General features: G+C 59.0%; 13 protein-coding genes. 10 read left to right on the forward strand and 3 right to left on the reverse strand.

Annotation, left to right across the window (positions count from 1 at the left end):
• The 4 genes from PMI32_RS23340 to PMI32_RS23325 all read left to right on the forward strand — a co-directional run bounded on the left by PMI32_RS23340 (position 1) and on the right by PMI32_RS23325 (position 5,814).
• Entirely contained in the window at positions 1-1,365 is a 1,365-nt protein-coding gene (locus PMI32_RS23340) for a DUF1329 domain-containing protein (protein WP_008025932.1), read from the forward strand.
• A gap of 174 nt (positions 1,366-1,539) precedes the next feature.
• Complete coding sequence (locus PMI32_RS23335) at positions 1,540-4,278, forward strand: winged helix-turn-helix domain-containing protein (RefSeq protein ID WP_008025934.1); 2,739 nt, start codon at positions 1,540-1,542, stop codon at positions 4,276-4,278.
• A gap of 87 nt (positions 4,279-4,365) precedes the next feature.
• The gene (locus PMI32_RS23330; RefSeq protein ID WP_008025937.1) at positions 4,366-5,007 is read left to right on the forward strand and encodes an MBL fold metallo-hydrolase; all 642 of its coding nucleotides are present in this window, start codon (positions 4,366-4,368) and stop codon (positions 5,005-5,007) included.
• A 102-nt stretch (positions 5,008-5,109) separates the two neighbouring features.
• Positions 5,110-5,814, forward strand: a complete 705-nt coding sequence (locus tag PMI32_RS23325; RefSeq protein ID WP_008025938.1) for a YiaD family glycine zipper/OmpA-like lipoprotein — start codon at positions 5,110-5,112, stop codon at positions 5,812-5,814.
• A gap of 276 nt (positions 5,815-6,090) precedes the next feature.
• On the opposite strand, the gene PMI32_RS23320 is transcribed toward PMI32_RS23325, so the two are convergent.
• The gene (locus PMI32_RS23320; RefSeq protein WP_008025941.1) at positions 6,091-6,525 is read right to left on the reverse strand and encodes a Z-ring associated ZapG family protein; all 435 of its coding nucleotides are present in this window, start codon (positions 6,523-6,525) and stop codon (positions 6,091-6,093) included.
• A 144-nt stretch (positions 6,526-6,669) separates the two neighbouring features.
• Here PMI32_RS23320 and PMI32_RS23315 point away from each other — a divergent pair, with 144 nt between their 5' ends.
• The 3 genes from PMI32_RS23315 (at position 6,670) to zapE (ending at position 9,864) form a co-directional block, all read left to right on the forward strand.
• Positions 6,670-7,299, forward strand: a complete 630-nt coding sequence (locus PMI32_RS23315) for an alpha/beta hydrolase (protein ID WP_032828606.1) — start codon at positions 6,670-6,672, stop codon at positions 7,297-7,299.
• 24 nt (positions 7,300-7,323) lie between these two features.
• On the forward strand, positions 7,324-8,679 hold the full coding sequence (locus tag PMI32_RS23310) for a tryptophan--tRNA ligase (protein ID WP_008025945.1): 1,356 nt from the start codon (positions 7,324-7,326) through the stop codon (positions 8,677-8,679).
• 90 nt (positions 8,680-8,769) lie between these two features.
• Positions 8,770-9,864 carry a cell division protein ZapE gene (gene zapE, locus PMI32_RS23305; RefSeq protein ID WP_008025947.1) on the forward strand — a complete coding sequence of 365 codons (1,095 nt, stop codon included), beginning with the start codon at positions 8,770-8,772 and terminating at the stop codon, positions 9,862-9,864.
• A 183-nt stretch (positions 9,865-10,047) separates the two neighbouring features.
• Here the strand turns inward: zapE and PMI32_RS23300 are convergent, their stop codons facing one another.
• Positions 10,048-10,944, reverse strand: coding sequence for a GlxA family transcriptional regulator (locus PMI32_RS23300; RefSeq protein ID WP_177318159.1), 897 nt, complete (start codon positions 10,942-10,944; stop codon positions 10,048-10,050).
• 244 nt (positions 10,945-11,188) lie between these two features.
• Between PMI32_RS23300 and PMI32_RS23295 the strand changes: the two genes are divergently transcribed.
• Complete coding sequence (locus PMI32_RS23295; RefSeq protein WP_008025951.1) at positions 11,189-12,325, forward strand: acyl-CoA dehydrogenase family protein; 1,137 nt, start codon at positions 11,189-11,191, stop codon at positions 12,323-12,325.
• A gap of 103 nt (positions 12,326-12,428) precedes the next feature.
• On the opposite strand, the gene PMI32_RS23290 is transcribed toward PMI32_RS23295, so the two are convergent.
• Complete coding sequence (locus PMI32_RS23290) at positions 12,429-13,469, reverse strand: NADP(H)-dependent aldo-keto reductase (protein ID WP_008025952.1); 1,041 nt, start codon at positions 13,467-13,469, stop codon at positions 12,429-12,431.
• Positions 13,470-13,714: 245 nt separating this feature from the next.
• Between PMI32_RS23290 and rplM the strand changes: the two genes are divergently transcribed.
• Together rplM and rpsI are read left to right on the forward strand one after the other, a co-directional pair.
• Positions 13,715-14,143: a 50S ribosomal protein L13 gene (gene rplM, locus PMI32_RS23285; RefSeq protein WP_007905295.1), complete on the forward strand. Its 429-nt coding sequence runs from the start codon at positions 13,715-13,717 to the stop codon at positions 14,141-14,143.
• A gap of 14 nt (positions 14,144-14,157) precedes the next feature.
• A complete protein-coding gene (rpsI, locus tag PMI32_RS23280) occupies positions 14,158-14,550 on the forward strand; it encodes a 30S ribosomal protein S9 (protein WP_003228056.1) in 393 nt (130 codons plus the stop codon).
• The last annotated feature ends 233 nt before the right edge of the window (positions 14,551-14,783 follow it).

Consider the following 14,783-nt stretch of genomic DNA (forward strand, 5'->3'; position numbering starts at 1 on the left):
ATGAAAACAACAAAGAGTCTGTTCCACGCCGGATTTCTGGGGCTTACGCTGCTGGCGACCAGCGTGATGGCAGCGGTCCCAGCGGCCGAAGCGGACAAGCTGGGCAAGAGCCTGACGCCAATGGGCGCCGAGATGGCGGGTAATGCCGATGGTTCGATTCCAGCCTGGAAGCCGATGGCGAAAAACGCCGGCACCGCCGACGCCAAAGGTTTCCTGTCCGACCCGTTCGCCAGTGAAAAACCGCTGTTCACCATCACGGCGCAGAACGTCGACCAGTACAAGGACAAGCTCGCTCCGGGCCAGTACGCGATGTTCAAGCGTTACCCGGAAACCTTCAAGATGCCGGTTTACCCGTCCCATCGCGGCGCTACCGTGCCGGATGACGTGTTCGCTGCCATCAAGAAAAACGCCACCGCCACTGAGCTGGTGTCCGGCGGCAACGGGCTGAAAAACTTCGAAACCGCGGTACCGTTTCCGATTCCGAAAACCGGTGTCGAAGTCATCTGGAACCACATCACCCGCTATCGCGGTGGCAGCGTGACCCGTCTGGTGACCCAGGCCACTCCGCAGCCGAATGGCTCGTACAGCCTGGTCTACTTTCAGGACCAGTTCGTATTCCGCGACAAGATGAAGGATTTCGATCCGGCGAACCCGGGCAACATCCTGTTCTACTTCAAGCAGGAAGTGACCGCGCCGGCGCGTCTGGCCGGTGGTGTGCTGCTGGTGCACGAAACCCTCGATCAGGTGGCGGAACCACGTTCGGCGTGGGTCTACAACGCCGGTCAGCGTCGTGTGCGTCGTGCACCGCAAGTGTCCTATGACGGGCCGGGTACCGCGGCGGACGGCCTGCGTACCTCCGACAACCTGGACATGTACAACGGTGCGCCGGATCGTTACGACTGGAAGCTCGAAGGCAAGAAAGAGATGTACATCGCCTCCGACAGCTACAAGCTCGACGATCCGAAGCTGAAGTACGCCGACATCATCAAGGCTGGTCACATTAACCAGGACCTGGCTCGTTACGAGCTGCGTCGGGTCTGGCATGTGGTTGCAACCCTGAAGGAAGGTCAGCGTCACATCTACGCCAAGCGTGACTTCTACATCGACGAAGACACCTGGCAAGCTGCGGTCATCGATCACTACGACGGTCGCAATCAACTCTGGCGTGTAGCGGAAGCTCACTCCCAGAACTACTACAACGTTCAAGTGCCGTGGTACACCCTGGAAGCTCTGTACGACCTGCAGTCCGGCCGTTACCTGGCACTGGGCATGAAGAACGAAGAGAAGTCGGCATACAACTTCGGTTTCACTGCCACCACCAGCGACTTCACGCCTGCGGCATTGCGTCAGACCGGGGTTCGTTAACCTGAACTGAACTGAGGCCGCATCCTCGAAAGAAGCCCCGACTGGTTCGGGGCTTTTTTTTGTTCGTAGACTTTTTGTAGCCATTTGTAGCAATAACCTTCATTACCTCTTCGTTTACCGCTAGTCTGCGGACATCTGCAACGCCGCCAACAGCATTTCAAACAAGAGCCGGCCATGACTGATCTGTCCCCACTCCCGGGCCCTGCAAGCGTTACCGTCGCGACATTGGACGGGCGTTTTTATCGGCCTCCGCTGCCCGACGGCCATGTGCTGCGGCCTCGTTTATGCGAGCGCCTCAGTGCCGGTCTCGGCGGCAGGCTGCTGCTGGTCAGCGCGCCGGCGGGGTTTGGCAAGAGCTCATTGGCTGTGGAGTTCTGCCAGGGGCTGCCGGCGCATTGGCAAAGTCTCTGGCTGGGGTTGAGTCCGCGGGACAACGATCCAGGCCGTTTTCTGGAGCGATTGCTCGAAGGTCTTCAGGACTTTTTTCCGCAGTTGGGCCGCCAGTCTCTGGGGCTGTTGAAAATGCGTCAGCGGCATCAGCCGTTTGCTTTTGAAGAATGGCTGGACGGTTTGCTCGATGAGTTGGCCGTGCACCTGTTGCCGACGGCGCCATTGCTACTGGTCCTCGATGACTATCATCTGGCCCAGGGGCCGGTGCTCGATCGTTGCCTGCAGTTTTTCCTCAATCACCTTCCCGACGGCTTGCTGGTGATGGTCACCAGCCGCCAGCGTCCGGACTGGCATCTGGCACGGCTGCGGTTGTCGCGACAACTGCTCGAGTTGAATGAGCAGGATCTGCGCCTGACCCACGATGAAGCCTTGACCCTGCTCGATCGGCACAGCAGTTCGTTGCGCGGCGAAGCACTGGAAAACCTGATCCAGCGCAGTGAAGGCTGGGTTGCCGGCTTGCGTTTCTGGTTGCTGGCTGCTTCCGAAGCGGGCTCTGACGGTGCGTTACCCCAGTCCCTGCACGGTGGGGAAGGGTTGATTCGCGATTACCTGCTCGAAGAAGTCATCGATTGTCTGCCCGCCGAGGTGCAGTCGTTCCTTTATGACACGGCCCCTCAAGAGCGTTTTTGCAGCGAGCTGTGCGATGCCGTTCGCGAAGCGCATGACAGCGCCGAGATCCTGCGTTTTCTGCTTGCGCACCAAGTGTTCCTCGTACCGCTGGACGAGCATGGCCACTGGTACCGCTATCACCATCTGTTTTCCGACCTGCTGCGTACCCGGCCAACCTCACAGGCGATGGTGCCGGCAGCCAGCCTGCATCTGCGCGCGTGTCGCTGGTTCAATGCCCAGGGCCTGCTCGATGAGGCGGTGGAGCAGGCGTTGCGCGCCGGGCATCTGGATGTCGCGGCCAACCTGGTGCAGAACCTTTCGGAAGAGCAATTGCTGGCGGAACAGAATGTCGGCATGTTGTTGCGCTGGAAAATGGACTTGCCCGACAGCCTGCTGATCAGCACGCCACGCTTGATCGTGCTTTACAGCTGGGCCTTGGGGCTGGCCTGTCAGCTCGACGCCGCCGAAGAGTTGGCCAATCATCTGAGCCGCTTCCTGCCGGCACCGTCGGCCACTGCGCAGAAATCCATGCTGGCGCAATGGTTGGCCTTGAGCGGGATCATTGCCCGCGGGCGCGGCAACCGCGAATTGACGCTGCTGTATTGCACCGAAGCGCTGGAAAGCCTGCCATCGAAACGCTACGGCCAGCGCCTGATGTGTCTCTCGACCCTTTCCAACCTGGCCATTGCCGACGGCGACTTGTGGCGTGCCCGTGGCTTGAACCGCGACTCTCTTGAACTGGCGCAACGGGTGGGTAATCCGTTGTTCGAAGCGCTGGCCCATTACGACCGGGCGCGCGTGTTGCAGGCGCGAGGGGAAATTCTGCGCTCGCTGGACGAAGTCCGTCAGGGGCTGCAACGCCTGCAAGGGTTGTCGCCGCAGCGGCTGTATGCCGTGCGCGCTCGATTGACCTTGTACGAAGGATTTCTTCTGGCCCTGCGTCTGCAACCTCAGACCGCGCGGCTGCGTTTACAGGCCGGTTTGACTGAGGCCCGCGCCTGTCGCGACATCAGTGTTTTGATCGGCCATTGCGTGATCGCCCGGCTCGAAGGCAGCAGCGGTGAGTTCGCCAAGGCCTTTGCCGAACTCGCCGAAGCCGAACGGCTGATGCATATCTGGGACGTCCCGCCGATTTACTATCTGGCGATGATTACCCTGGTCAAATGCGAACTCTGGCTGGCCCAGGGACGCACCGATCTGGCGGAAGCCTGGCTCGCACGACTGGGCCAGACCTACAACGGCGAAACGCCTGCGGCACCTCCGGAATTCCATCCGCAACTGCCACTGCATATCGAGTTGCAGCAGGCCTTGCTTGAGGTCATTCAGGCGCAGCCGATGCTGGCCGAAGGGCGATTGAATGCGTTACTCGAGCATGGTCAGCAAACCGGTCGGCAGTTGCTCAGTGTGATGGCGCTGACACAAAAAACCGAACTGCTCCTTGCGCACAACCGCGAGCCTGAAGCCCGGCAGTCCTTCGCTCAGGCCCTTGAAGCGGCCAGTGGTGGCGCGCTGCAGCCTTTTGATGGCTTGCTGACCAAATGCCCTGACTGGCTTCGCGAGCAACTGCAGAACTGCGCGAAAGCGACGGTATCGCAGAGCCTGTCGGAGCGACTCCCCGTTACCGCTGCACGCCTTGCTCCGGAGCACTCACAAGCCTGTGAGCAACTCAGTTCCCGCGAACTGTCGGTTCTGAAACTCATTGCCCAAGGCTGCTCGAACCAGGAAATCAGCGATCAACTGTTCATTTCCCTGCACACGGTGAAAACCCACGCCAGCCACATCAACAGCAAACTCGGGGTTGAACGGCGCACGCAAGCGGTGGCACGGGCCAAGGCATTGGGGGTGTTGGGCTGACGTAGTGTGACGATACACAGGCGGTCAATGGCTGGACGCAATTGTGTGCGAAAATCCCTCGTCCCCGTTTTTATCGAGCATGCCCCGATGTCCCAACAACCAACCCTCATCCGCGAAACCTTCCCCGTCGGCCCTTTGCAGTGCAACTGCACGATCATCGGCGATCCGGTGACGAAGAAGGCCATCGTGGTCGATCCGGGCGGCAATCACGAATTGATCCTCGCACGGCTCGATGCCCTGGGTCTGAAGGTTGTCAGCATCATCCATACCCATGCGCACCTCGATCACTTCCTGGCCTCCGGTCAGTTGAAGGAGAAAACCGGCGCGACCCTGCACTTGCACAAAGAGGATCAGTTCCTCTGGGACAATCTGGAGATGCAATGCCAGATGTTCGGTGTGCCGTACACGCCGGTTCCATCGCCGGATCGCTGGTTGGCCGACGATGAAGAACTCGCCTGCGGTTGCGGCGTGGCGTTGCACACGCCAGGTCATACGCCGGGTTCCATGAGCTTTTGGTTTTCAGAGGCTAAGCTGCTGATTGCCGGTGACACGTTGTTTCGTCGCGGGGTAGGGCGCACGGATTTGTGGGGTGGCGATCAGGCGACCATCGTGCGGTCGATCAAACAGCGCCTGTACACCCTTGATGAGGACGCAACGGTGGTGACCGGTCATGGTCCGGATACGCGTCTGGGTGATGAAATGCGCGACAACCCTTTTGTGCGGGCTTAAGGGGGGCTACGGAATTTTCTGCGCCCGAAATGATCCAACGCCCGCAAAGAACCAATGCCTAAGTCCCGTTGCATCCCAGAATGCAAAAAGTAGGAGCTCTTCATGTTCACCAAGCAGCGTTTGATTATTGTCGCTACGGCTGTGGCCTTGCTGTCAGGCTGCGCCTCGCCCAACCCATATGACAGCAGCCAGGGGCAGGCCGACGGTGGTTCCACGGGCATGAGCAAAACCGCCAAGTACGGCGGCCTCGGCGCTCTGGCGGGTGCGTTGGCCGGTGCCGCCATCAGCCACGATAACCGTGGCAAGGGTGCGCTGATCGGCGCCGCCGTAGTGGGTGCTTCGGCTGCCGGTTACGGTTACTACGCCGACCAGCAAGAGAAAAAGCTGCGCGCCAGCATGGCCAACACCGGTGTTGAAGTGCAGCGCCAGGGCGATCAGATCAAGCTGATCATGCCGGGCAACATCACGTTCGCCACCGATTCGGCGAACATCGCTTCCAGCTTCTATCAGCCACTGAACAACCTGGCCGGTTCGCTCAAAGAGTTCAACCAGAACCAGATCGAAATCGTTGGCTACACCGACAGCACCGGCAGCCGTCAGCACAACATGGACCTGTCCCAGCGTCGTGCGCAGAGCGTGGCGACTTACCTGACGTCCCAAGGTGTCAGTGGTGCCAACCTGTCGGCACGTGGCGCCGGCCCGGATAGCCCGGTTGCCAGCAATGCCGATGCCAATGGCCGGGCACAGAACCGTCGCGTCGAGGTCAACCTCAAGGCGATTCCGGGTCAAGAGTATCCACAGCAGTAAACGCAGCCCCTTTACCCACCTGACTGAACCCCAGGCGTAAAAAAAACTGCCCGATCCTAAACAGATCGGGCGGTTTTTTTTGTGTCGAAAGTTCTGGCCCCTTCGCGGGCAAGCCCGCTCCCACAGTGACCGAGTCGCTTGATAGGTACGCGATCCCTGTGGGAGCGGGCTTGCCCGCGAAGGGGCCGAGTCGGCACCAAAGGTATTGGATCAGCAACAAAAAAGCCCCCGGACAATCACTCGTCCGAGGGCTTTTGTGTATCGCGCGAAACCTGATTACTTCTTCAGGCCGTAATGCTCATCAAGCATGCCCGGCGCATTCGGGGCTTTGGGGGCGTAGTCGCGAGGCGGCTCCTGATTGCGCGGTGGCGTCAGGCGTTCCCGTGGGGCCGCTGCCGCGTCGGCGTGCAGCGAAGCCAGCAGGCGTTGGCGGGTCTGCTCGTCCAGGGCCAGGCGGTTGGCACCCTCGGCGAGGTGATCCTGCACTTCCTGATAGCTCTGAGTCAGTTTCTTGACCAGGTTTGCAGTGCTGTTGAAGTGGGTAACCACCTCGTTCTGATAACTGTCAAAACGTTCCTGAATGTCATCCAGCTGACGTTGGGTACTGCTCGGCGCGGCGTTCGGCACCAGGCGAGCGATCAGGAATCCAATGGCGACACCCACAACCAGGGCAAGAGTCGGCAACAACCAAACTAAGAGCGAGTGTTCCACGAGTCCTTCCTCTATAAACGGCTTTGCTTTACGTTAACGGCTCGAACCTGCGCTGTATACCGCGATTCACTCGCAATACATCGGCACAGACAATTTGCTAGACGAGTCGACCCGATTCGAGGTCACGGAGTTCCTTCCTTGCTTATGCGCGAAACCCCTGTAGTGATTGACGGCCCGGTCGGGCAATTGGAAGCACTTTACCTGGATATCGAGCAGCCGCGCGGCATCGCGCTGATCTGCCACCCGAACCCGGTGCAGGGCGGCACCATGCTCAACAAAGTGGTTTCGACCCTGCAGCGCACCGCGCGCGATGCCGGTTTGATTACCTTGCGCTTCAACTACCGTGGCGTCGGTGCCAGCGAAGGCTCGCACGACATGGGAACCGGCGAAGTCGACGATGCCCAGGCAGCAGCAGCATGGTTGCGGGCGAAACATCCTGATTTGCCGCTGACGTTGTTCGGTTTTTCCTTCGGCGGTTTTGTTGCAGCAAGTCTCGGCGGACGACTGGAGGCCAAGGGCGAACAGCTCAAGCATTTGTTCATGGTGGCCGCCGCTGTCACCCGGCTCAATGGTTACGACCTGCTGCCGGTGAACTGCCCGCTGACCCTGATCCAGCCGGAAACCGATGAAGTCATTGCCCCGCAAGCCGTCTACGACTGGTCCGAGAAACTCGATCGTCCCCATGAGCTGCTGAAAGTGGCAGAATGCGGACACTTTTTTCATGGCAAGCTGACCGATCTCAAGGATCTGATCCTGCCGCGTCTTTCGAATTGATTGCAGTCTGACAAGCGATTACCCATGACGACTCGTACCCGTATCCTCACCGGCATCACCACCACCGGCACGCCGCACCTGGGCAACTACGCCGGCGCCATCCGCCCGGCGATCCTTGCCAGCCGCGACAGCAATGCCGATTCGTTCTACTTCCTGGCCGACTACCACGCCCTGATCAAATGCGATGACCCGCTGCGCATCCAGCGCTCGCGTCTGGAAATCGCCGCGACCTGGCTGGCCGGTGGCCTGGATGTGGATCGCGTGACGTTCTATCGCCAGTCCGACATCCCGGAAATCCCGGAGCTGACCTGGCTGCTGACCTGCGTTGCCGCCAAGGGGCTGCTCAACCGCGCCCACGCCTACAAGGCTTCGGTGGACAAGAACGTCGAAACCGGCGAAGACCCGGATGCCGGTATCACCATGGGTCTGTACAGCTATCCGGTGCTGATGGCCGCGGACATTCTGATGTTCAACGCACACAAGGTGCCGGTCGGTCGTGACCAGATCCAGCACGTGGAAATGGCCCGGGATATCGGTCAGCGCTTCAACCATCTGTTTGGCCAGGGCAAAGAGTTCTTCACCATGCCCGAGGCGCTGATCGAAGAAAGCGTCGCGACGCTGCCTGGCCTCGACGGTCGCAAGATGTCGAAGAGCTACGACAACACCATTCCGTTGTTCAGCAGCGCTAAAGAGATGAAAGACGCGATTTCGCGGATCGTCACTGACTCCCGCGCGCCGGGTGAAGCCAAAGATCCAGACAATTCGCACCTGTTCACGCTGTTCCAGGCCTTTGCCACCCCGGCACAGTCCGACGAATTCCGCAGCGAATTGTTGCAGGGCCTGGGTTGGGGAGAAGCGAAGAATCGTCTGTTCCAGCTGCTCGACAGCGAACTGGGCGAGTCCCGCGAGCGTTATCACCAACTGATCGAACGCCCGGCTGATCTGGAAGACATCCTGCAAATCGGTGCGAAAAAGGCCCGTGCCGTAGCGACGCCTTTCCTTAACGAATTGCGCGAAGCGGTCGGCTTGCGTTCTTTCGTGGCCCAGACGCAAGTCGCGGCGACCACCAAGAAGAAAGCCGCGAAAGCTGCACGTTTTGTCAGCTTCCGCGAAGACGACGGCAGTTTCCGCTTCCGCCTGCTGGCGGCCGATGGCGAGCAACTGCTGTTGTCGCGCAACTTCGCCGACGGTAAAACCGCTGGTCAGGTGACCAAGCAACTGCAAGCGGGCCAGCCTCTGGACGTGCGCAATGAAGACCTGAGCTTCAGCGTCTGGCTGGAAGGCGAGTGCGTGGCCGATAGCCCGGCGTTCGCCGACACGGCGGCCCGTGACGTTGCCATCGGCGCTCTGCGGATTGCGCTGACGCCGGTTCAGGAATAATCAACGGCTCGGTCCGACCAAGGGCCGATTGCCATTCCCACGGGCCATCGCTACAGTGACGGCCCGTTTTTGTTGCCTTGCTAACGAATTATGACGCCCCTAGAACGATACCAAGCTGATCTGAAACGCCCGGAATTCTTCCATGACGCCGCGCAGGAAACCGCCGTGCGCCATTTGCAGCGCCTGTACGACGATCTGGTCGCGGCCTCGCAGAACAAACCGGGCCTGCTCGGCAAACTGTTTGGCAAGAAAGAACAGGCGCCGGTCAAGGGCCTGTATTTCTGGGGCGGCGTAGGCCGTGGCAAGACTTACCTGGTCGACACCTTCTTCGAAGCGCTGCCGTTCAAGGAAAAGACCCGGACTCACTTCCACCGCTTCATGAAGCGTGTGCACGAAGAGATGAAGACCCTCGGCGGCGAGAAAAACCCGCTGACCATCATCGCCAAGCGTTTCTCCGACGAGTCGCGAGTGATCTGTTTCGATGAATTCTTCGTCTCCGACATCACCGACGCGATGATCCTCGGCACGCTGATGGAAGAGCTGTTCAAGAACGGCGTGACCCTGGTTGCCACTTCGAACATCGTCCCGGACGGTTTGTACAAGGATGGCTTGCAGCGTGCGCGCTTCCTGCCGGCCATCGCGCTGATCAAGCAGAACACCGAGATCGTCAACGTCGACAGCGGCGTCGATTATCGTCTGCGTCACCTCGAGCAAGCGGAACTGTTCCACTTCCCGCTTGATGAGGCGTCTCACGAAAGCCTGCGCAAGAGCTTCCGTGCGCTGACGCCGGAATGCACGGCGGCCATCGAGAACGATGTGCTGATCATCGAGAACCGCGAAATCCGTGCCTTGCGCACCTGCGATGACGTGGCCTGGTTTGACTTCCGCGAACTCTGCGACGGCCCACGCAGCCAGAACGATTACATCGAACTGGGCAAGATCTTCCACGCCGTGCTGCTCAGCGGTGTCGAGCAGATGAGCGTCACCACCGACGACATCGCCCGACGCTTTATCAACATGGTCGACGAGTTCTACGACCGTAACGTGAAGCTGATCATTTCCGCCGAAGTCGAGCTCAAAGACCTCTACACCGGCGGTCGCCTGAACTTCGAATTCCAGCGCACCCTCAGCCGTCTGCTGGAAATGCAATCCCACGAATTCCTGTCCCGGGCTCACAAGCCGTAGGAAATTTCGGAAAATGAAAAAGGCCTGCAATTGCAGGCCTTTTTTATGCGCCCAAGATCCCATGTAGGAGCGAGCTTGCTCGCGATGAACCCGAGGTCGCCGCGGGGCGTCAGATTTTACGCGTCATCGTTGACGACCATCGCGAGCAGGCTCGCTCCCACATTGGATTTGTGTGCCTCGTCCTTACGCCGCTTGCTGAAACTGCTGGCGATACTGGTTCGGCGACAACTCGGTGTGCTGGCGGAACAGCCGCGCGAAGAAGCTCGCATCGTCGTAACCGACTTCATAACTGATGGTCTTGATGCTCTTGCGACTGCCGGACAGCAAGCCCTTTGCCGTTTCAATGCGCAGGCGTTGCAGGTAATGCAGCGGCTTGTCGCCGGTGGCGGTCTGGAAGCGGCGCATGAAGTTGCGGATGCTCATGCCGTGCTCGCGTGCAACGTCCTCGAAGCGGAACTTGTCGGCGAAGTGCTCTTCGAGCCAGTGCTGGATCTGCAGGATGATCACGTCCTGGTGCAGCTTCTGGCCACCGAAACCGATGCGTCCCGGGGAGTAGCTGCGCTGCACTTCATAGAGAATATCGCGGGCCACGGCCTGGGCCACGTTGGCGCCGCAGAAGCGCTCGATCAGGTAGATATAGAGGTCGCACGCCGACGTGGTGCCGCCAGCACAATACAGGTTGTCGGCGTCGGTCAGGTGCTTGTCCTGATTGAGATAAACCCTCGGGAAACGCTCGGCAAACGCGTTGAAGAAGCGCCAGTAAGTGGTCGCTTCCTTGCCGTCGAGCAACCCGGCTTCGGCGAGCCAGAACACCCCGGTGGCCTCGCCGCACAGTACCGCGCCGCGCGCATGCTGCTGGCGCAACCACGGCAGGATTTGTGGGTAACGTTGGCAAAGGGTTTCGAAATCGTCCCAGAACGCCGGGAGGATGATGACGTCAGCGTTTTCCAGGCCGCCGTCCACCGGCATGATCACGTCGCTGAAGCTGTTGACCGGTTTGCCGTCTGGGCTGACCAGGCGCGTTTCGAACGCCGGTGTCAGGCCCTGGCCCAGTTGTTTGCCGTAACGCAGGCTGGCCAGGTGGAAGAAATCCTTGGCTTGCATGAGGGTGGAAGCGAAAACCCGGTCGATAGCCAGGATGCTGACGCGCCGCAAGGGCGTGGAGACTTGGTTAGACATAATTCAACTTTATTCTTATAGGGGAAAGTGGTCACCAGACGGCTGGATCGTCTTATTTTTTGTCGGATGTGTCCAGTGTCCTGTATCGGAAGCGAGGCTTAGTCTCTGAAGGTCTATTCCTTCTAACAATAACGACAGGTGCCGCATGATCCCCAGAACCTTGTTCAGTTCCGAGCACGAACTTTTTCGCGACAGCGTGCGAACCTTCCTCGAAAAAGAGGCCGTGCCGTTTCATGGGCAATGGGAAAAACAAGGCTATATCGACCGCCAACTCTGGAACAAGGCAGGGGAGGCGGGGATGCTCTGTTCGCACCTGCCGGAAGAGTACGGCGGGCTGGGAGCGGATTTTCTCTACAGTGCGGTGGTGATCGAAGAGGTGGGTCGTCTGGGGCTGACCGGGATCGGTTTTTCCCTGCATTCCGACATCGTCGCGCCGTACATCCTGCATTACGGCAGCGAAACGCTGAAACACAAATACCTGCCAAAACTGGTGTCCGGCGAAATGGTCACCGCGATTGCCATGACCGAGCCGGGTGCCGGTTCCGACCTGCAAGGGGTGAAAACCACGGCGGTGCTCGATGGCGATGAATATGTGATCAACGGTTCGAAGACGTTCATCACCAACGGCTATCTCGCGGACCTGGTGATTGTCGTGGCCAAGACCGATCCGAAGGCAGGCGCGAAAGGCACCAGCCTGTTTCTGGTCGAGGCCGACACGCCGGGCTTTGCCAAGGGCAAGCGCCTGGAAAAAGTCGGCATGAAAGCGCAGGACACCTCGGAGCTGTTCTTCCAGGATGTTCGCGTGCCGAAAGAAAACCTGCTGGGCCAGGCCGGGATGGGCTTCGCGTATCTGATGCAGGAATTGCCGCAAGAGCGTCTGACGGTTGCTGTTGGCGGACTGGCGTCGGCTGAGGCTGCGCTGCAATGGACGCTGGAATACACCCGCGAGCGCAAGGCGTTCGGCAAGGCGATTGCCGACTTCCAGAACACCCGTTTCAAGCTGGCGGAGATGGCGACCGAGATCCAGATTGGCCGGGTCTTCGTCGATCGCTGCCTGGAGTTGCACCTGCAAGGCAAGCTCGATGTGCCGACGGCGGCGATGGCCAAGTATTGGGGCACGGACCTGCAATGCAAGGTGCTCGACGAGTGCGTGCAGTTGCATGGCGGCTACGGGTTCATGTGGGAATACCCGATCGCCCGGGCGTGGGCGGATGCGCGGGTGCAGCGGATTTATGCCGGCACCAACGAAATCATGAAGGAGATTATTGCCAGATCCTTGTAGGAGCGAGCTTGCTCGCGATGAATTTGAGGACGACACGTCTTTCCAGGTTGCACGCGTTATCGTTCACGTCCATCGCGAGCAAGCTCGCTCCTGCATGTGCGAGTTACGGTGCTGGATTCGGGTGATCCTTGTGGATCGCCTCGATCCCCGCCAGCACTTCATCGGAAAGTTTCAGCTCGAAGCTGGCAATGTTGCTGTCCAGCTGTTCCAGCGTCGTCGCGCCGATGATGTTGCTGGTCACGAACGGCTGCTGCGTCACAAACGCCAAGGCCATTTGCGCCGGGTCCAGACCGTGCTCGCGGGCCAGCGCCACATAACGGCTGCAGGCGGCTTCCGACTGTGGATTGAAATAGCGGCTGAAGCGGCTGTAGAGGCTCAGGCGACCTTTCGGCGGACGCGCGCCACCTTCGTACTTGCCCGACAGGAAACCGAACGCCAGCGGCGAATAGGCCAGCAAGCCGCACTGTTCGCGGATGGCGATTTCCGCCAGGCCGACTTCGAAGCTGCGGTTGAGCAGGTTGTACGGGTTCTGGATCGACACTGCACGCGGCCAGCCACGGGCTTCGGCCAGTGCCAGGAAACGCATCGTGCCCCACGGCGTTTCGTTGGACAGGCCGATGTGGCGGATCTTGCCGGCCTTGACCTGTTCGTCCAGCGCTTCGAGGGTGTCCTCCAGCGGGGTCAGGTTCGCTTCGCTCTTGTGTTTGTAGCCAAGTTGACCGAAGAAGTTGGTGCTGCGCTCCGGCCAGTGCAATTGATAGAGGTCGATATAGTCGGTCTGCAGGCGCTTGAGGCTCGCATCCACGGCTTCGGTGATGTGCTGGCGGTTGTGGCGCAGGTTTTTGTCACGGATGTAGTCGATGGTGTTGCCGGGGCCGGCGATCTTGCTGGCCAGGATCCAGTCGGCACGATCACCGCGGCTTTTGAAGTAATTGCCGATGTAGCGCTCGGTGGTGGCATAGGTTTCAGCTTTCGGTGGTACCGGGTACATCTCGGCGGTGTCGATGAAATTGATCCCGGCGCTTTTGGCCCGTTCAATCTGTGCGAAGGCTTCAGCTTCACTGTTTTGCTCGCCCCAGGTCATGGTTCCGAGGCAGATGGCGCTCACGTTCAGATTGGTTCGGCCTAGCTGTCGATAATCCATCAGGTGCTCCTTGGGCAAAACAATCATAAAAGCAGGTTGAAATATTTTTCGCAATCTGCATAATTGCGCACCTCTTTCTGCAGTGGAAGTGATGCGCCGCCGCCGAAGAATCTTGCCGTTGAACGGACGCGCCGACCCGAGCCCCCGAAAGCGTCTGTATCCGGCTGCCTTTGACTTGTCAAAGTACGCACTATTCAGTAAGATCCGCCGTCTAATTTACAGGGCGGCCCCTGAGGCTATAAAGAATGAAAACTTTTACTGCTAAACCGGAAACAGTACAGCGCGACTGGTTTGTCGTCGACGCTGCAGGTCAGACCCTGGGTCGTCTGGCCACCGAAATCGCGAGCCGTCTGCGTGGCAAGCATAAAGCTGAGTACACTCCTCACGTTGACACCGGCGATTACATCGTCGTTATCAATGCCGAGCAGATTCGTGTAACCGGTGCTAAAACCACCGACAAAATCTACTACTCCCACTCCGGTTTCCCGGGCGGCATCAAGTCGATCAACTTCGAAAAGCTGATCGCTAAAGCCCCTGAGCGCGTGATCGAGACCGCGGTCAAAGGCATGCTGCCTAAGAACCCGCTGGGTCGCGACATGTATCGTAAGCTGAAAGTCTATGCGGGCGCTGTACACCCTCATACTGCTCAGCAGCCCCAAGAACTGAAGTTTTAACGGAATAGTTCATTATGTCGGCGACTCAAAATTACGGCACTGGCCGTCGCAAGACCGCAACCGCACGCGTTTTCCTGCGTCCGGGTACTGGTAACATCTCCATCAACAACCGTTCGCTGGATAATTTCTTCGGCCGCGAAACTGCCCGCATGGTAGTTCGTCAGCCGCTGGAATTGACTGAGACTGTCGAGAAGTTCGACATCTACGTCACCGTGATCGGCGGTGGTGTAAGTGGTCAAGCTGGCGCAATCCGCCACGGCATCACTCGCGCTCTGATGGACTACGACGAAACCCTGCGTAGCGCTCTGCGCAAAGCTGGCTTCGTTACCCGCGACGCCCGTGAAGTTGAACGTAAGAAAGTCGGTCTGCGTAAAGCGCGTAAGCGTCCGCAGTACTCGAAGCGTTAATTCGCTTTCACGTTCAAAAAGAACGCCCAGTTTCCTCACGGAGCTGGGCGTTTTTTTATGGGTGCGATTTATCAAAGAATTGCTCTGTGACAACTTGCCACATCCGCAGAGCCCCTATACTACAAGGCTTGGCAGTGGAGCCCTTCGGTAATTACCTTGTCAGAATTGGGGCTTTTCATTACCATTCGGCAAAATTTTTATAAGTACATAGTTTTACTTAGTAGATGCCTGAT

Origin of the sequence: Pseudomonas sp. GM60, assembly GCF_000282415.1 — a bacterium.
Classification (GTDB): Bacteria; Pseudomonadota; Gammaproteobacteria; order Pseudomonadales; family Pseudomonadaceae; genus Aquipseudomonas; species Aquipseudomonas migulae.